Genomic DNA, 17,445 nt, shown 5'->3' with positions numbered 1-17,445 from the left:
CATCCGCGGCCCCGCCCCCGCCGCCCGCCCCCGGGCGCCCCCCCCGCGGGCCCCCCCCCCCCCCCCGCCCGGCCGGGGGGGGCCCAAGCCCCCCATTCCCCCCCCCCCAGTCCGGACTCGATCGCGGAGCGGAACGCGGCGAGGGACGGTCAGAGGGTGCGGTCGGCGTGGGCGCGGTCACTCACTCCAGACGCTGGGCGCCTCAGCACGCGTCGACGGGAGGGTGGCGTGCCCACCCCATTCGCGCAGCCACTCGGGAACGGTGACGTCGGTCGGTGCCGGGCCGACCGCATCCAGCAACTCGTCGATCGTGACGATGCCGCCGCCGCGTTTCAGGAAGCGACCGCGGATGAACGCCTGCGTGAAGATCTCGCCGTCGACCGTGAAACGCTGTTCCACATAGACGGCCTTCTCGTCGAAACCGAGGATGCGCGACTCGACCACGAACGGCTGCCACAGCTCCAGCGACTTGCGGAACGAGATCGTCTCCGACGCGACGACCGGGTACCAGCCGCGCTTCTTGAAGATCGCCCAGACACCGTTGCGGGTCAGCAGGTCGAACCGCCCGATGTCGGCGATCGACAGATATACGCCGTTGTTCATGTGATTGAGGATGTCGAGGTCGGTCGGCAGCGCCCGGAACTTCGTGCGCGCCACATCCCAGTGACCGAGCCGGACCCCGAACCGGGACAGCAGAGCATGAAGCATCGTCCGAAAGATCATGTGCACCCGGTCATGCTAGCCAGTCGCCAACAGACTTTCACGATCGTTGTCGAGAGCCTCCAATCGCCGGGCATCCGGATGCGCCCCCGATTGTGCCCGCGGTCATTCCGAAGGTGGGACCCTCCCTTCTGGCCAGAAAGGGGTGATGTCAGCGGCAACCTTGGTCGTCTATGGCTGCTGCCGACGTCCCGTACGGACCGCGAAGGCATCGAGTGCGTCGATGACGTCCTGGTTCACCCACACACGGTTCCGCTTCTTCGAGTTTCCGAGAGCCAGGACGCCGCGGTCAACGAGCTGATCGAGCCCGTTCGTGATGGCAGCCTTGCTGGTGCCCGTCTGCGAGACAGCAGTGGACAGATTGAGTACGGGATATTCAACTGTCAGTTTCGCGATCTTTCGGGCGGCAGCATCGCTGCGAATCCCGGCCAACTTCTCGTCCCATTCGCTCTGATAGCCGGCGATATCGTCCGCGAGATGCTTCGCATTGTCCAATGCTCTCAAGGAAGCGGTGGCAAAGACCGCGACGATCGGGTTCGGGTCACCCGTGCGGTATTCCGTGAGGGCGTCGAAGTACGAGTCGACGTCCGTAAGAAGGCCGGCGGAAACGGGCACTGCGAGATGACGCAGGACACCACCATGCCTCAGCATGGCATGCAAAAGCGCGCGCCCGGTTCGACCGTTGCCATCGGGGAATGGGTGGATGGTTTCGAACTGGGCGTGAGCGATCGCAGCCTGAGCAAGAACCGGGAGGTCTACGCGGTGCACAAATGCGACGAGGTCATCCATCGCCGGGCGTACGCGTTCGTGGTGGGGCGGCACGAACGTGGCGCTCTGCGGCAACGCGCCACCGACCCACACTTGCCGCTCGCGGTAGCCGCCGACCAGGTCCGGTTGGGAAGCGATCAACAGCGCCTCCTGCATTTCGATGATGGACTCGTTCGAGAGCCTTTCCGAAAGCGCGATGGCAGCTTCCAACGCGCGGACGTTGCTGACGATAAGCGGCGCATTTCCGTCGGATCTTTCGCCGATTGCCGCTTCAGCGATTGCGCGTGGACCCGCAGTCAGCTGCTCGATCTGCGAGCTCGACGCGGATTCGGTTCGAAGCAGTACCGCAGAGAACGGCGCCGGGAACTGAGCCATGTCGCTATCGAATCGAACGAGCGCGGCGGTCGCGTCATCGGCCTCCGCGAGGACATTCTGAGCAAGAGGGATCGTCGCATCGGCGATCGCCGCAGGGATGGAAGCCCGGTACGGCTCGCGCCGCAGCAGATTCATTCTTCGCGAGGAGTACTCGCGATCGTCTCGCGAAGGAAGCGTCCGCTCCTCAAAGGTCACAGCCGTCGTCAAACCTGTCTCCCATCCCGCCGTTAGTAAAGGTTAGCACTCAACCTTTACTTTGCGGCGAGCAACAACCGGCTACCGCTCCAGCGGAACCTCGACGATGCTCACACCGGCCGGCGGCGCGGAGAGAGCCTGATCGAGTTCGCCCTTCGTTCGCACCACCCGGTGGTCCCACCCGTAGGCAGCGGCGAGCGCCGCGATGTCCACCTGCTGCGGCGTGTAGAGCACGCGCCGGAACGCCTCCTCGGGCGCGGTCGCCGCCACCTCGAGGGCATCGAAGATCGTTCCCCCGCCGTCGTTCCCGACGACGACCTGCAGGTGCGGTCGCCGCTCCCCCTCGCCGAACAGCAGGGACCCGACGTCGTGCAGCAGGGCCAGGTCGCCGAGGAGCAGCCGGGTGACGCCGGCCGGCTTCCCCGCCGTCTCCGCCGCCGCCTGGCTCGCGATCGCGATGCCCACGGCGGTCGCGATCGTGCCGTCGATTCCCGCCAGACCACGATTGGCGTGCACCCGGAGCTTCTTGCCCGGAACGATGCGGTCGGCATCCCGGATCAAGCGTGACGCCCCGAACACGAGACGATCGTGCGGCCAGGTGTACCGCCACAGAGCCTCAGCGAGCAGCGGTCGCGTGATGGGGGCGCGCACCGCGGCGAGCTCCGCCTTGGCGAACGCGAGCGCATCGGCCGGAGCGAAGGAACGCGCCTTCGCGACATCCGGCGCCGCTGCACCCGCGTCCGCGGCGAGTTCGGCCGCCTCCCGCAGCCGGCGGCTCGCGAACACCCAGCTGCCCACCCAGCCCCGCACCTCCGGCGAGCGCAGGTCGACGGATGCCGGAGCGATCGCCTCCCCCACGATGCGCGCACGGTGCCCCGGGTTGTAGGCCTGCGCCCCGCGCGGAGCCACGACGATCACCTCGACGTCGTCCCGCATCAGCAGCGCCGGAATCTCGCGGCTGAGCGTCGGATGCCCGAAGACGACGGCTCGCTCGACACGCCCGCCGAACGCCTCGTCGTGCAGGAGCTCGCGGTAGGCCACGACCAGGTTGGGGCCGAAGTGCGCGCCGCTCGACACCTCGGCCAGCAACGGGAAGCCTCCGGCCCGGGCGAACGCCTCAGCCGCTTCGCCCGCGTCGGCGCCGGCGACCACGATAGTGCGGGGACCGTCGGCCGGTTCGAAGGCGGTGCGGCCGATCGCGCCGACGCCCGCCGTGACCGGCAGGCTCCCGCGCTCGATCGGCGGCAGTTCCGCGACCGCGACCGACAGGGGCTCGCGGAGCCCGAGGTTGATGTGGACGGGACCCGGATCGGCGGAATCAGCCCCGACGGCCGTGCGCACAGCCGCCCGACCGATCTCGCTCGCGGCCTCGAGCTCGTCATCGGACCCTTCGGGCGCCGGGACGTCGATTTCCCAGCGGGCCGCCTCCGCGTACAGTCCCGGCTGCCGCGTCGTCTGGTTGGCCCGGATGCCCCGCAGTTCGTCCGGGCGATCGGAGGTGAGCACGATCAGCGGGATGCCCGACTCGTGAGCCTCGAGCACGGCCGGGTGCAGGTTGGCGGTGGCCGTCCCGCTGGTCGTGATGACCACCGCCGGCGCACCGCTCTCGCGGGCCAGGCCCAGGGCGAGGAATCCGGAGACCCGCTCGTCGATGCGCACGTGCAGCCGCACGGAGCCGGAACGTTCGAGTTCCGCGGCGACCAGCGCGAGCGCCTGCGATCGCGAACCGGGGCTCACGACGATGTCGGTGACGCCCGAACGCACGAAAGCGCTCAGCAGCGCGACGGAGTAGTCGGTGGCCGGGTTGCCGGTGAGCGGAGTCCCAGCCGTTGTCGTGCCAGACGCCTCGTGTGCGGCGTCACCCATCCCGGCGGCCGGTTTGGTCGTTATCGGTCCCGGGGTCGTCGAGGTCGGAGAGCTCCTTCTCGAGCTGCCGGATCCTCTCCTCCTGATCGCGATCCCGCGCCAGGCGCTTCAGGAACTGAGGGTCGTCGTCCGGCGCGACCGTGCGCCGTCCAGCGATGGTGGTGCGCCGCCGCCCGCGGCCGATCAGGAACCAGAGCACCCCGCCGATGACCGGGAACAGGATGATCACGAGAAGCCACACGGGCTTGGGAAGGCCGCGCACTCGAGAGCGGTCGAAAAGGGCGCAGTCTGCCACGGAATAGATGTAGAACACCGCGGCGGCGACGCCGAGGACTATCCAGAGGCGAACCATGTGTCAATCGTAACTCTCAGAGAGTGTCTCTAAGCTGGGAGGGTGAAAGGCATTCCCTCCTGGGTCACATATACGGTGCTCCGGCTCCTCGTTTTCGTGATCCCGCTCGCAGTTCTCCTCGTGCTCCGCATCGACGCGTGGATCGCGGTGGTCGCCGCCGCGCTCATCGGGCTGTGCCTGTCGTACATCTTCTTGCGCAAGCCACGGGATGCCGTCGCCACCGACCTCTACGCCGCTCGCCACCGCGACAAGCCGGCCACCACGGTCGACGATGACGTCGAGGATGCCGCGATCGACTCGGCCCAGCAGTCGGCCGACCGCTCAGCCGAGCAGCCGGCGGAGCGCTCGGTCGAGCATCCGAAGCCGCACGACACCGCGGCCTGACCCGCGCGTCAGAACGCGAAGGCGCCGCCGACGGCGATCGCGACCAGCAGGCCGGTCAGACTGGTCAACTGCAGGGCGGTCACCAGCTCGCGGGGAGTCTTGGCGAACAGGGTGATCGCACAGGCGGGCAACGCCGCGAGCAGGGCGAAGAAGCCGAGCCAGGCGATCGGGTAGAGCAGGGCCAGCACGGCGAGGATGCCGAACGGCACCAGCAGGAACACGCAGTAGACGATGCGCGAGGCGACATTGCCGAGCAGCACCGCGAGCGTCCGCTTGCCGGCCTGCTTGTCGGGCACGATGTCGCGGATGTTGTTGACCATCAACACGGCGCACGCGATGAGACCGGCGATGACGGAACCGAACCACGCCTCCTGGTTGACCAGACCGGCGAGCAGGTAGGTCGTGCCGGCGGTCGCGACGATGCCGAAGAAGAGGAAGACGAACACCTCGCCGAGCCCGTAGTAGCCGTAGGGCCGCTTTCCGCCCGTGTAGAACCAGGCCGCGGCGATCGCGGCGGCGCCGACGAGCAGCAGCCACCAGTGCTGCGTCAGCAGGACGAGCAGCAGGCCGGAGAGCGCCCCGAGCCCGAAGAATACGAGCGCGACGGTGAGCACGCGCTTGGGCGCGGCACGACCAGACCCGGTGAGCCGGCTCGGTCCGACCCGGTACTTGTCGGTTCCGCGCACGCCGTCGGAGTAGTCGTTGGCGTAGTTGACGCCGATCTGCAGGCATATGGCGACGGCCAGACAGAGCAGCGCCCGGACCGGGTGCCAGATGCCGGGACCGTCGGCCAGCTTGGCGGCTCCCACACCGATGATGACCGGCGCGATCGCGAGCGGGAGGGTGCGCAGCCGCGCACCGGCGATCCAGTCGGAGGCCGTCGCCGGCTTGACCTTGGCCTTGGGTGCGCCCGGTCGTCCGCTCCGGCCCCTGGCGCGCTGCTGCGCCGCCGACATCCGCTGCATCCGTGGTTTGTTCTGACTCATCACAAAGCGAATTGTAACGACATCGGCTATGCGGTCTCGACGGACGCGGCGGCGACCGAGCGAGCGACGGCGACGCGGTCGGGCTTGCCGCTCGTCAGGTGGGGCAGCTCATCGAATCGCACCACGCGCGCCGGGGCGGCCGGCCTCCCCACCCGCTCCGCGACGAACCTCCGCACCTCGGCGAGCGCGACCACCGGATGCCCGGACACAGCGACCACCGGCACCTGGCCCCACTCTTCGCTCGGAGCCGCGACCACGATCGCGTGCTCGTACCCGTCGAGCATACGGACGGCCCGTTCGACCGCATCGAGCAGCACCTTCTCTCCGCCCGAGATGATCACATTGTCCGCACGGCCCAGCACACTGACGCGCCCGTCGGCGGACACGCTGCCGAGGTCTCCGGTGCGATACCAGCGCATCCCGTCGGCCTCGTGGAACGCGGCGGCCGTGCGCTCCGGATCGTCGAGGTAGCCCTCGGCGAGCACCGGACCGCCGATCTCGAGCATCCCGTGCACCTCCCGCACCACGGTCGGCCCGATCGGCATGCCGTCGTACACGCAGCCGCCCGCCGTCTCGCTCGAGCCGTAGGTGCCCAGGATGCGCGCCCCGGCCGCCAGCGCACGCTCGCGCAGCCCCTCGCCGAGCGCCTGACCGCCCACCAGGATGCCGTCGAACCGGCGCAGCGCGTCGGCCACCGGACGCGACCCCTGCTCGGCGGCGTCGACGAGCCGGCCGAGCTGGACCGGAACGAGCGAGACGAAACGGAGATCGTGGGTGAGTTCGGCGGCCAGCGCGGAGAACCGGACCGGGTCGAAATGGCCGCTGCCGTAGGAGACGGGCACGGTCTCGGCGGCGATGGATCGCACGAGCACTTGAGCGCCGGCGACGTAGTGGGCCGGCAGCGCGAGCAGCCACTGCCCCTGACCGCCCATCGCACCCGCGGACGCGGCCGCACTCGCGAGCAGAGCGTCCGCCGAGAGGGCCACTCGCTTGGGCGTCCCTGTCGATCCGGAGGTCTCGATCACGAGGGCCACGTTCTGCGCCACCGTGTCGTCCGCGGCGGGCCAGTCGGTGCCCGACGTCGAACCCGAATCCCGCGGAACCACCGCCGAGCCACCGCCGGCGAGCGCCTCACGGAGTGCGACGAACACGTCTTCGGGCCGATCCGACCCGAGAACCCGGAGCGGGCGCGTCATCAGTACTGCCAGGGGAACGGGGACCAGTCAGGCTCCCGCTTCTCCAGGAACGCGTCGCGACCTTCGACCGCTTCGTCGGAGGCGTAGGCCAGGCGGGTGGCCTCGCCGGCGAAGACCTGCTGCCCGACCATGCCGTCGTCCACCGCGTTGAACGCGAACTTGAGCATGCGGATCGCCGTGGGCGACTTGGTGAGGATCTCGTTCGCCCATGCGAGCGCCGTGCTCTCCAGCTCGGCGTGGGGAACGACGGCGTTGACCGCCCCCATCTCGTAGGCGCGCTGCGCCGAGTACTCCTGCGCGAGGAAGAACACCTCCCGCGCGACCTTCTGCCCGACCTGCCGGGCGAAGTAGGCGCTGCCGTAGCCACCGTCGAACGACCCCACGTCGGCATCCGTCTGCTTGAACCGCCCGTGCTCCGCGCTTGCGATCGTGAGGTCGCAGACGACATGCAACGAGTGACCGCCGCCGGCCGCCCACCCGGGAACGACGGCGATCACGACTTTCGGCATGAAACGGATGAGGCGCTGCACCTCGAGGATGTGCAGCCGGCCGCTGCGCGCTGCATCGATGCCCGACGCGGTCTCCCCCTCGGCGTATTTGTAGCCGTCGCGGCCCCGGATGCGCTGGTCGCCTCCCGAGCAGAACGCCCACCCGCCGTCTTTCGGGCTCGGACCGTTGCCGGTGAGCAGCACCACACCGATGCGCGGGTCGGTGCGCGCATGCTCGAGCGCGCCGTAGAGCTCGTCGACCGTGTGCGGCCGGAACGCGTTGCGGACCTCGGGCCGGTCGAACGCGACCCGGGCAACGCGCCCGGCCACATCGTGGTGATACGTGATGTCGGTGAGTCCCTCGAACCCGGGGACTTCGCGCCACGCACGCGCATCGAAAATGTCTGAGACTGCCTGTGCCATACCTCCAGACTACGGTTCGCCGGTCGACGGCGGACCGGGGCGTGGCACACTTGTGGAATGTTGCCCGACTTGGCCGACCTGTTGAGGGCGGCACGCGTCGTCTCGCTGCCGATGACCACACGATTCCGCGGGATCACCACACGAGAGGCCGTCCTGTTCGAGGGACCTCACGGGTGGACGGAGTTCTCGCCGTTCGTCGAATACGACGACGCCGAGGCCGCCGCATGGCTCCACGCAGCGATCGACTTCGGCTGGCGCGCGACGCCGACCCCGCTCCGCGACCGCATCCCCGTCAACGCGACGGTGCCCGCGATCCCCGCGGCGGACGTTCCGGGCATCCTGGCGCGCTACCCCGGCGCTCGCACCGCCAAAGTGAAGGTCGCCGAGCCGGGACAGACCCTGGCCGACGATGTCGCACGCGTGCACGCGGTGCGTGAGCAACTCGGTCCCGAGGGGCGCATCCGGGTGGATGCGAACACCCTCTGGAATGTCGACGAGGCCGAGCACGCGATCCACGCTCTCGCTCCGTTCGACCTCGAATACGTCGAGCAGCCGTGCGCGACCGTCGATGAGCTCGCGGAGATCCGCCGCCGCACGAAGTACATGGGCGTGCCCATCGCCGCCGACGAGAGCGTCCGCAAGTCCGGAGACCCGCTCGCGGTGGCGCGGGCCGGCGCAGCCGACCTGCTCATCATCAAGGCGCAACCGCTCGGCGGCGTCCACTCGGCACTCCGCATCGTCGCAGAAGCGGGGCTTCCGATCGTGGTGTCGAGCGCCCTCGACACCTCGGTGGGCATCGCCATGGGCGCTCATCTGGCCGCAGCCGTCCCCGACCTGGAGTTCGATTGCGGGCTGGGGACGGTCGCGATGTTCGTTCAGGATGTCGCAGACGAGCCGCTCCTCCCCGTCGACGGCTCCATCCCGGTGATACGTCCGGCGGTCTCGAGTTCACGACTCGACTCGCTCGCCGCCGACGCCGAGCGCCGCGAGTGGTGGCTCGACCGCATCCGGCGCTGCTACCGGATCGTGGAGCACTCCACCGCGCTCTGACGTCCTAGCTGTAGAGCCGCTCCGGGACCTCGAGTCCGTAGATGGCGCGGCGCGAGTTCCAGATGACCGCGCAGGTCGCGCGCAGCAGGTCGAGCTCGGAGTCGCCGTCGGCGACCACCTGAACCTCGTTTCCCGCGATCCGCACCGTGGCCGTCCCGACCGTCGCCGTCAGGCCGTCTTTCGAGAACACCGTCTGGGGATACGGCTCGGTCAGCCCGCGAAGGTCCTCGAGGATGAACGTGGGACGCGAGTTGGCATCGGCCGCGATCAGCTGCTTGGCCCGGTCGATTCCGGTCAGCACCAGCACGGAGTCGATGCCGGCGCGGTTGGCGCCCAGGATGTCTGTGTCGAGCCGATCGCCGATGAACAGCGGCTTCGCTGCCCCGAAGCGCGCCACGGCCTCTTCGAAGATCGCGATCTCCGGCTTGCCGGCGACGAGCGGCAGTCGACCGATCGCGGTGTGCACGGCGGAGACCAGGGTGCCGTTGCCGGGCGCGATGCCGCGGGCGACCGGGATCGTCCAGTCGGTGTTCGTCGCGACCCAGGGCCGTTCGTCCTCGGTGCGATCCTGCAGGGCGAACGCCGCCTCGGCCAGGTGCACCCATCCGACCTCGGGCGCGAAGCCCTGGATGACGGCCGCCGGCTCATCGTCGGCCGAGCGGGTGACCGTGAAGCCTGCCTTCTCGACCTCGTCGACCAGCCCGTCGCCGCCGACCACCAGGATGCGCGACCCGGCCGGCACATGCCGCGCCAGCAACCGCACGGCGGCCTGCGGTGATGTAACCACATCAGACGGTTGCGCGTGCAGTCCCAGTTGGCTCAGATGCGCGGCGACGGATGCGTCGGTGCGGGCGGCGTTGTTGGTGATGTAGCCGACGCGCACCCGCTCGCTCACGCCGTTGAGGCTCTCGACGGCATGAGGGATCGGGTTCGGGCCCTTGTAGACGACGCCGTCGAGGTCCGCCAGCACCAGGTCGACTCCATCGAGCGGGGTCACGGTCTCAGCGGTCCGTCGGAACAGTGCCATCGTCGGTTTCGTCCTCGTTCTCAGTGTTCTCGAGTTCGTCGCTCTCGGGCACGTCGCTTCGGGTCGCGTCGCTCTCGGGCTCCTCGGGCTCTTCGTCCTCGAGCTCCTCTTCGGCCAGCAGCTCGTTCTCGAGCTCGACGGAGGCGAGCTCGTCGTCGGCGAGCGTCTCGTCGTTCAGCTCATCATCGGCAGGGGCGGGTTCTGCGAACCCGTCGGCCGCGGCATCGCCGATCGAGACGCTGTCCTCGTCGTCGATGTCGAACACCTCGAAGTCCTCGTACTCCTCCTCGACGATGTCGACGGTCTCGTGCTCGTCGATGCTCATCGCTGTGCCGATCGCCTCATCCGCACGCGCCGCGCGCTCGCGCCACGTCTCGGCCTGCTCGGTGCGCCCCAGCTCGTCCAGGACGTCGGCGTAGGCGTGGAACAGGTCGGGGCTCCAGCTGAACGCCCGATTCGGGTCCAACTGCGGGATCTCGAGTTCGGCCAGAGCCGCCTCGCTCTGTCCGAGGTCGAGGCGTGCACCCGACATGGCGATCGCCAATGACACCTGAACGTCGTTCGGAAGCGACGAGCGGTCGACACTGCGCCCGAGCTCGAGGGCTCGATCCGCCCGGCCGACACCGCGCTCGGAGTCCACCATCAGCGGAAGCTGCTCGTTGGATCCGGAGATGCGGCGATAGGTGCGCAGTTCACGCAAAGCCAGGGCGAAGTCGCCGGTCGCGTATGCGGTGATCGCCAGCGTCTCGCGAACGACCCCGATCCGTCCGGCCCGCCGGGCAGCGGACATCGCATGCTGGTGCGCCCGCTCGGGGTCTTCCTCGATCAGCCGGGCGGCCATCACCAGGTGACGGGCCACCCAGTCGGAGTTCTCCTTGCTCAAGGTCTTGAGCTCGATGCGTGCGCCCTTGTCCAGGTCGCGCGGCTCGACGTCGTCGGGAAGATCCGGATCGTCATGCCGGGTGCGCACGGAGCGCAGCTCGCGCGCCATCCGCTCCTCTTCGGTCAGCTCGTACTCGTTGTCGCGAGCGTCCTTGTCGCCACGCGCCGGCCGGCCCTCTCGGGTCCACAGTTTCTCGTCGCGGTTGCCACGAGCACCACCCGGATGCGCGCCTCCCTGTCGCGCGGCCGGCTTGCCGTCATGCGACCACTCGCGCTTCCCGTTGTCCCGGCCGGTTCCACCGCGCCGATCGCCGTCACGTGACGAACCGCCGGCGGCGTACCCCCGGCGCTCCTGTCCGTCTCGACTCTGCCCGCCGCGGGACTGCCCGCTCCCGGACTGCCCATCGCGCGAGTAGCCTCCACGCGACTGCCCGTCCCGGCCTTGTGCGTCGCGGTTGTATCCGCCGCGCGCCTGTCCGTCACGCGACTGTCCGCCACGAGCTCCGTCACGGGACTGCCCGTCACGGGACTGTCCGCCGCCTTGACCGTCGCGCGAGTAGCCACGACTCTGGCCGTCCCGGCTTTGACCGTCGCGGCTCTGTGCCCCGCGCTGGCCGTCGCGGGATCCGCCGCCCTGCGCATCGCGACCGTAGCCGCGCGACTGTCCGCCGCCCTGCCCGTCGCGACTGTAGCCGCTTCGGGCCGGCCCGCCGCGCTGGCCGTCGCGGTTGAAGCTCGCTCGCTCCTGACCGCCTCGCGCCTGTCCATCGCGGCCGCTGTTGCCGCGGCCACCGCCGTCACGGCCTTGACCGTCGCGGCTCTGGCCGCTTCGGCTTCCGGATGCCCCAGACCCGCTGCCACCGTCGCGCGACCAGCTGCTCTTCTGTCCGTCTCGGGGACCGTCGCCGCGGGGACGCCCGCCCTGTCCGCTGCGCGCAGGCCGGTCGTTGTGACGGGGGCTTGCGTCGCTGCGCGGGGGGCGTCGGTCGCCGTCACCGCGGCCTCGGCTGCCGGCGCCCGTGGGACCGTCTGCTCGCCCAGGCTTGCGCGACTCGTTGTGGTCGTCTGCCGGTGTTTCGCTCACGACTTCTCCTGTTGGGCTGCGGGCACGACGTGCTCAGCCTACGACTTTGGTGTTATTGGATGTTCGGCGCCAGCATCTTCGCACTGGCGGTTAAACGCGAAATGGCCACCCATTGCTGGGTGGCCATTTCACAAAAGAAGTCCGGCGGTGTCCTACTCTCCCACAGGGTCCCCCCTGCAGTACCATCGGCGCAGAGAGTCTTAGCTTCCGGGTTCGGAATGTAACCGGGCGTTTCCCTCTCGCTATGGCCGCCGAAACACTATTGATGTATCAAAGTGAACGAACAATCATTGCTGATTGATTCGGTTCTCGACCGTACATCGAGAACCACATAGTGGACGCAAGCATTCTCATGGCCCCTCATACCAGCCTTACAAACAGTATGAGAGTAATGATTATCAAATTATCGGCTTATTAGTACCGGTCAGCTCCATGGGTCTTTAGTCCCCACTTCCACATCCGGCCTATCAACCCAGTAGTCTAGCTGGGAGCCTCTCGCCCGAAGGCATGGAAATCTCATCTTAAGGCCGGCTTCCCGCTTAGATGCTTTCAGCGGTTATCCATCCCGAACGTAGCTAATCAGCGGTGCTCCTGGCGGAACAACTGACACACCAGAGGTTCGTCCAACCCGGTCCTCTCGTACTAGGGTCAGATCCTTTCAAATTTCCTACGCGCGCAGCGGATAGGGACCGAACTGTCTCACGACGTTCTAAACCCAGCTCGCGTACCGCTTTAATGGGCGAACAGCCCAACCCTTGGGACCTACTCCAGCCCCAGGATGCGACGAGCCGACATCGAGGTGCCAAACCATGCCGTCGATATGGACTCTTGGGCAAGATCAGCCTGTTATCCCCGAGGTACCTTTTATCCGTTGAGCGACAGCGCTTCCACAAGCCACTGCCGGATCACTAGTCCCGACTTTCGTCCCTGCTCGACTTGTCAGTCTCACAGTCAAGCTCCCTTGTGCACTTACACTCGACACCTGATTGCCAACCAGGTTGAGGGAACCTTTGGGCGCCTCCGTTACTTTTTGGGAGGCAACCGCCCCAGTTAAACTACCCACCAGGCACTGTCCCTGAACCGGATTACGGTTCTAAGTTAGATATCCAGAGTGACCAGAGTGGTATTTCAACAATGACTCCACGAACACTGGCGTGTCCGCTTCAAAGTCTCCCACCTATCCTACACAAGCCACACCGAACACCAATACCAAGCTGTAGTAAAGGTCACGGGGTCTTTCCGTCCTGCTGCGCGTAACGAGCATCTTTACTCGTAGTGCAATTTCGCCGAGTTCGCGGTTGAGACAGCTGGGAAGTCGTTACGCCATTCGTGCAGGTCGGAACTTACCCGACAAGGAATTTCGCTACCTTAGGATGGTTATAGTTACCACCGCCGTTTACTGGGGCTTAAATTCTGAGCTTCGCCGAAGCTAACCCTTCCTCTTAACCTTCCAGCACCGGGCAGGCGTCAGTCCGTATACATCGTCTTGCGACTTAGCACGGACCTGTGTTTTTAGTAAACAGTCGCTTCCCACTGGTCTCTGCGGCCTTCAAACGCTTCGGAAGTAAATTCCTACACGCCTCAGGCCCCCCTTCTCCCGAAGTTACGGGGGCATTTTGCCGAGTTCCTTAACCACGATTCTCTCGATCTCCTTGGTATTCTCTACCTGACCACCTGAGTCGGTTTGGGGTACGGGCGGCTGGAACCTCGCGTCGATGCTTTTCTTGGCAGCATAGGATCACCGATTTCGTCAATTAAGACTACCCATCGTGCCTGGCCCTATATGAGAGACGGATTTGCCTATCCCTCGGGTTACACACTTAGACCGGGACTACCATCGCCCGGCTCGGCTACCTTCCTGCGTCACACCTGTTAATACGCTAACCGCACCAGCATAGGGTCGTGTGCTAGGCCCGCTCGTCTAGGCCCGAAGGCTTCGATCAAGGGGATTCAGACACTTAGCATTACTGGATTAGTTTGGGCGGTTCTTCGCCGGTACGGGAATATCAACCCGTTGTCCATCGACTACGCCTGTCGGCCTCGCCTTAGGTCCCGACTTACCCAGGGCGGATTAGCCTGGCCCTGGAACCCTTGGTCTTTCGGAGGACGGGTTTCTCACCCGTCTTTCGCTACTCATGCCTGCATTCTCACTCGTGTAGCCTCCACGGCTGGTTCACACCGCCGCTTCGCTGGCCACACGACGCTCTCCTACCCATCAACACGGCTGGACCACGAAGGCCTACCAATAATGTCAATGCCACAACTTCGGTGGCGTGCTTGAGCCCCGTTACATTGTCGGCGCGGAATCACTTGACCAGTGAGCTATTACGCACTCTTTCAAGGGTGGCTGCTTCTAAGCCAACCTCCTGGTTGTCTGTGCAACTCCACATCCTTTCCCACTTAGCACGCGCTTTGGGACCTTAGTTGGTGGTCTGGGTTGTTTCCCTCTCGACGATGAAGCTTATCCCCCACCGTCTCACTGCTGCGCTCTCACTTACCGGCATTCGGAGTTTGGCTGACGTCAGTAACCTTTTGGGGCCCATCGGCCATCCAGTAGCTCTACCTCCGGCAAGAAACACGCAACGCTGCACCTAAATGCATTTCGGAGAGAACCAGCTATCACGAAGTTTGATTGGCCTTTCACCCCTATCCACAGCTCATCCCCTCAGTTTTCAACCTAAGTGGGTTCGGTCCTCCACGACGTCTTACCGTCGCTTCAACCTGGCCATGGATAGATCACTTCGCTTCGGGTCTAGGACATGCGACTGAATCGCCCTATTCAGACTCGCTTTCGCTACGGCTACCCCTCACGGGTTAACCTCGCCACATATCGCTAACTCGCAGGCTCATTCTTCAAAAGGCACGCTGTCACCCCTACAAGGAGGCTCCAACGGTTTGTAAGCAAACGGTTTCAGGTACTATTTCACTCCCCTCCCGGGGTACTTTTCACCTTTCCCTCACGGTACTTGTCCGCTATCGGTCATCTGGGAGTATTTAGGCTTATCAGGTGGTCCTGACAGATTCACACGGGATTTCTCGGGCCCCGTGCTACTTGGGATACTCTTCGCGCCATTGGAACATTTCGACTACGGGGTTGGCACCCTCTATGACTGGCCTTTCAATGCCATTCGTCTATATTCCTTTGTAACGCTCGCTGTTCGGCAGAATCAGCAGAAAAGTCCCGCAACCCCGACCATGCAACGCCTGCCGGCTATCACACATGATCGGTTTAGCCTCTTCCGGTTTCGCTCGCCACTACTAACGGAATCGCTTTTGCTTTCTCTTCCTGTGGGTACTGAGATGTTTCACTTCCCCACGTTCCCTCTACCCGCCCTATATATTCAGGCGGGAGTCACTGGGTCACCTTACGGGCCCAGCGGGGTTTCCCCATTCGGAAATCCTCGGATCAAAGTTCGTTTATCAACTCCCCGAGGCTTATCGCAGATTACTACGTCCTTCTTCGGCTCCAGATGCCAAGGCATCCACCGTTTGCTCTTAGAAATTTGAAATCACATGAGTTTGAATCGATTCTTCACACCTCAAAAGAGGTGAAGGAAAAATTGACCAATGATCTAATAAATCAGATCTTTGTGATCCGAGACTCGAAAGTCTCGAATCTAAGATGCTCGCGTCCACTGTGTAGTTCTCAAAGTACGGGCGGTACCTTCTCTGCGCTCCAGTTATGAGCGACAAGAAAAGGTCCAGAGGTCCAGTTCCCATCCGAGTGGATGGGGCCCGGTCCCTCAGGACCCAACAGCGTGCATGTGCGATGCTTCCCAGTTCGATGCGTTCCAACTCCGAAGAGCGTACTGACGTCGAGCCGTTCGGCTCCGCACACATGTCAATGTTCCACCCATGAGCTACCGGCTGAGACATTCGCTCAGATCCGGCGCCTGGACACTCCGAAGAGTGCCAGATGCTCCTTAGAAAGGAGGTGATCCAGCCGCACCTTCCGGTACGGCTACCTTGTTACGACTTAGTCCTAATCACCGATCCCACCTTCGACGGCTCCTTCCACAAGGGTTAGGCCACCGGCTTCGGGTGTTACCGACTTTCATGACTTGACGGGCGGTGTGTACAAGGCCCGGGAACGTATTCACCGCAGCGTTGCTGATCTGCGATTACTAGCGACTCCGACTTCATGAGGTCGAGTTGCAGACCTCAATCCGAACTGAGACCGGCTTTTTGGGATTCGCTCCACCTTACGGTATTGCAGCCCTTTGTACCGGCCATTGTAGCATGCGTGAAGCCCAAGACATAAGGGGCATGATGATTTGACGTCATCCCCACCTTCCTCCGAGTTGACCCCGGCAGTCTCCTATGAGTTCCCACCATTACGTGCTGGCAACATAGAACGAGGGTTGCGCTCGTTGCGGGACTTAACCCAACATCTCACGACACGAGCTGACGACAACCATGCACCACCTGTTTACGAGTGTCCAAAGAGTTGACCATTTCTGGCCCGTTCTCGTATATGTCAAGTCTTGGTAAGGTTCTTCGCGTTGCATCGAATTAATCCGCATGCTCCGCCGCTTGTGCGGGCCCCCGTCAATTCCTTTGAGTTTTAGCCTTGCGGCCGTACTCCCCAGGCGGGGAACTTAATGCGTTAGCTGCGACACGGAGACCGTGGAATGGTCCCCACATCTAGTTCCCAACGTTTACGGCGTGGACTACCAGGGTATCTAATCCTGTTCGCTCCCCACGCTTTCGCTCCTCAGCGTCAGTTACGGCCCAGAGATCTGCCTTCGCCATCGGTGTTCCTCCTGATATCTGCGCATTCCACCGCTACACCAGGAATTCCAATCTCCCCTACCGCACTCTAGTCTGCCCGTACCCACTGCAGGCCCGAGGTTGAGCCTCGGGATTTCACAGCAGACGCGACAAACCGCCTACGAGCTCTTTACGCCCAATAATTCCGGACAACGCTTGCACCCTACGTATTACCGCGGCTGCTGGCACGTAGTTAGCCGGTGCTTTTTCTGCAGGTACCGTCACTTTCGCTTCTTCCCTACTAAAAGAGGTTTACAACCCGAAGGCCGTCGTCCCTCACGCGGCGTTGCTGCATCAGGCTTGCGCCCATTGTGCAATATTCCCCACTGCTGCCTCCCGTAGGAGTCTGGGCCGTGTCTCAGTCCCAGTGTGGCCGGTCACCCTCTCAGGCCGGCTACCCGTCGTAGGCTTGGTGGGCCGTTACCTCACCAACTACCTGATAGGCCGCGAGTCCATCCTTGACCGAAATTCTTTCCACGCACAGGAGATGCCTCCGTGCGTCATATCCGGTATTAGCTTCCGTTTCCGGAGGTTATCCCAGAGTCAAGGGCAGGTTACTCACGTGTTACTCACCCGTTCGCCACTAATCCCCAAGAGCAAGCTCCTGGTTCATCGTTCGACTTGCATGTGTTAAGCACGCCGCCAGCGTTCGTCCTGAGCCAGGATCAAACTCTCCGTAAATGTTTGATTGCACGGATAGCAAGCTATCCGGCACATCTAGTGCACCACGCCACCGGAATAGGCGGACGAGGTGCAAGTTTGAAACTGACAGAACAAATCATTACTGACTTGCTTTGTTGTTTAATCTGTTTCCAAAGGAATCTCTCACGTAGCCGAAGCTACGAGTCGAGGTTTTTGGCATTTGACATGTGCACGCTG

General features: G+C 64.5%; 11 protein-coding genes and 3 rRNA genes. 2 read left to right on the top strand and 12 right to left on the bottom strand.

The genetic code is table 11. From position 1 onward, the window contains the following. Nucleotides 1-177: 177 nt before the first annotated feature. From ACFVV5_RS16510 to ACFVV5_RS16495, 4 genes are all read right to left on the bottom strand, one after another. Nucleotides 178-723 carry a thioesterase family protein gene (locus tag ACFVV5_RS16510; protein ID WP_387246264.1) on the bottom strand — a complete coding sequence of 182 codons (546 nt, stop codon included), beginning with the start codon at nt 721-723 and terminating at the stop codon, nt 178-180. 168 nt (nt 724-891) lie between these two features. After that, a complete protein-coding gene (locus tag ACFVV5_RS16505) occupies nt 892-2,070 on the bottom strand; it encodes a Fic family protein (protein ID WP_387246250.1) in 1,179 nt (392 codons plus the stop codon). 69 nt (nt 2,071-2,139) lie between these two features. Beyond that, complete coding sequence (menD, locus tag ACFVV5_RS16500) at nt 2,140-3,924, bottom strand: 2-succinyl-5-enolpyruvyl-6-hydroxy-3-cyclohexene-1-carboxylic-acid synthase (RefSeq protein ID WP_387246248.1); 1,785 nt, start codon at nt 3,922-3,924, stop codon at nt 2,140-2,142. Then, nucleotides 3,917-4,276: a PLDc N-terminal domain-containing protein gene (locus ACFVV5_RS16495; RefSeq protein ID WP_387246246.1), complete on the bottom strand. Its 360-nt coding sequence runs from the start codon at nt 4,274-4,276 to the stop codon at nt 3,917-3,919. The genes menD and ACFVV5_RS16495 overlap by 8 nt, the downstream gene beginning before the upstream one ends. A 42-nt stretch (nt 4,277-4,318) precedes the next feature. On the opposite strand from ACFVV5_RS16495, the gene ACFVV5_RS16490 reads away from it, so the two are divergent. Further along, nucleotides 4,319-4,660, top strand: a complete 342-nt coding sequence (locus ACFVV5_RS16490; RefSeq protein WP_387246244.1) for a DUF4229 domain-containing protein — start codon at nt 4,319-4,321, stop codon at nt 4,658-4,660. Nucleotides 4,661-4,668: 8 nt separating this feature from the next. Here the strand turns inward: ACFVV5_RS16490 and ACFVV5_RS16485 are convergent, their stop codons facing one another. Genes ACFVV5_RS16485 through ACFVV5_RS16475 form a run of 3 tightly spaced genes read right to left on the bottom strand, consistent with a single transcriptional unit; the run spans nt 4,669 to nt 7,753 of the window. Beyond that, nucleotides 4,669-5,646: a 1,4-dihydroxy-2-naphthoate polyprenyltransferase gene (locus ACFVV5_RS16485; protein ID WP_387246242.1), complete on the bottom strand. Its 978-nt coding sequence runs from the start codon at nt 5,644-5,646 to the stop codon at nt 4,669-4,671. Nucleotides 5,647-5,672: 26 nt separating this feature from the next. Continuing rightward, nucleotides 5,673-6,842 carry an AMP-binding protein gene (locus ACFVV5_RS16480; RefSeq protein WP_387246240.1) on the bottom strand — a complete coding sequence of 390 codons (1,170 nt, stop codon included), beginning with the start codon at nt 6,840-6,842 and terminating at the stop codon, nt 5,673-5,675. Beyond that, complete coding sequence (locus tag ACFVV5_RS16475; RefSeq protein ID WP_387246239.1) at nt 6,842-7,753, bottom strand: 1,4-dihydroxy-2-naphthoyl-CoA synthase; 912 nt, start codon at nt 7,751-7,753, stop codon at nt 6,842-6,844. Before ACFVV5_RS16475 ends, ACFVV5_RS16480 begins: the two co-directional genes overlap by 1 nt. Before the next feature lie 57 nt (nt 7,754-7,810). Between ACFVV5_RS16475 and ACFVV5_RS16470 the strand changes: the two genes are divergently transcribed. After that, nucleotides 7,811-8,803 carry an o-succinylbenzoate synthase gene (locus ACFVV5_RS16470; protein ID WP_387246237.1) on the top strand — a complete coding sequence of 331 codons (993 nt, stop codon included), beginning with the start codon at nt 7,811-7,813 and terminating at the stop codon, nt 8,801-8,803. A gap of 4 nt (nt 8,804-8,807) precedes the next feature. Here the strand turns inward: ACFVV5_RS16470 and ACFVV5_RS16465 are convergent, their stop codons facing one another. The 5 genes from ACFVV5_RS16465 to ACFVV5_RS16445 form a co-directional block, all read right to left on the bottom strand. Further along, complete coding sequence (locus tag ACFVV5_RS16465) at nt 8,808-9,830, bottom strand: HAD-IIA family hydrolase (protein WP_387246235.1); 1,023 nt, start codon at nt 9,828-9,830, stop codon at nt 8,808-8,810. After that, on the bottom strand, nt 9,805-10,821 hold the full coding sequence (locus ACFVV5_RS16460) for a tetratricopeptide repeat protein (RefSeq protein WP_387246233.1): 1,017 nt from the start codon (nt 10,819-10,821) through the stop codon (nt 9,805-9,807). The genes ACFVV5_RS16465 and ACFVV5_RS16460 overlap by 26 nt, the downstream gene beginning before the upstream one ends. A 1,114-nt stretch (nt 10,822-11,935) precedes the next feature. Then, nucleotides 11,936-12,052, bottom strand: a 5S ribosomal RNA gene (rrf, locus tag ACFVV5_RS16455). 138 nt (nt 12,053-12,190) lie between these two features. Then, a 23S ribosomal RNA gene (locus ACFVV5_RS16450) occupies nt 12,191-15,305 on the bottom strand. Nucleotides 15,306-15,723: 418 nt separating this feature from the next. Continuing rightward, nucleotides 15,724-17,247: ribosomal RNA gene (locus ACFVV5_RS16445) — 16S ribosomal RNA — on the bottom strand. The 16S, 23S and 5S rRNA genes sit together here, the layout of an rRNA operon. Between the last annotated feature and the right edge of the window lie 198 nt (nt 17,248-17,445).

Origin of the sequence: Leifsonia sp. NPDC058248, from assembly GCF_042881905.1 — a bacterium.
Classification (GTDB): Bacteria; Actinomycetota; Actinomycetes; order Actinomycetales; family Microbacteriaceae; genus Leifsonia.
The sequence above is the reverse complement of the archived record's forward strand: the minus strand, read 5'-3'. Positions and strand labels throughout refer to the sequence as shown.

What these genes read in the sequence shown, in the direction of transcription:
- ACFVV5_RS16510 (WP_387246264.1), bottom strand. Translation starts at nt 723, where the DNA reads ATGATCTTTCGGACGATGCTTCATGCTCTGCTGTCCCGGTTCGGGGTC.
- menD (WP_387246248.1), bottom strand. Translation starts at nt 3,924, where the DNA reads ATGGGTGACGCCGCACACGAGGCGTCTGGCACGACAACGGCTGGGACT.
- ACFVV5_RS16495 (WP_387246246.1), bottom strand. Translation starts at nt 4,276, where the DNA reads ATGGTTCGCCTCTGGATAGTCCTCGGCGTCGCCGCCGCGGTGTTCTAC.
- ACFVV5_RS16485 (WP_387246242.1), bottom strand. Translation starts at nt 5,646, where the DNA reads ATGAGTCAGAACAAACCACGGATGCAGCGGATGTCGGCGGCGCAGCAG.
- ACFVV5_RS16480 (WP_387246240.1), bottom strand. Translation starts at nt 6,842, where the DNA reads ATGACGCGCCCGCTCCGGGTTCTCGGGTCGGATCGGCCCGAAGACGTG.
- ACFVV5_RS16475 (WP_387246239.1), bottom strand. Translation starts at nt 7,753, where the DNA reads ATGGCACAGGCAGTCTCAGACATTTTCGATGCGCGTGCGTGGCGCGAA.
- ACFVV5_RS16470 (WP_387246237.1), top strand. Translation starts at nt 7,811, where the DNA reads ATGTTGCCCGACTTGGCCGACCTGTTGAGGGCGGCACGCGTCGTCTCG.
- ACFVV5_RS16465 (WP_387246235.1), bottom strand. Translation starts at nt 9,830, where the DNA reads ATGGCACTGTTCCGACGGACCGCTGAGACCGTGACCCCGCTCGATGGA.
- ACFVV5_RS16460 (WP_387246233.1), bottom strand. Translation starts at nt 10,821, where the DNA reads ATGGCGCGCGAGCTGCGCTCCGTGCGCACCCGGCATGACGATCCGGAT.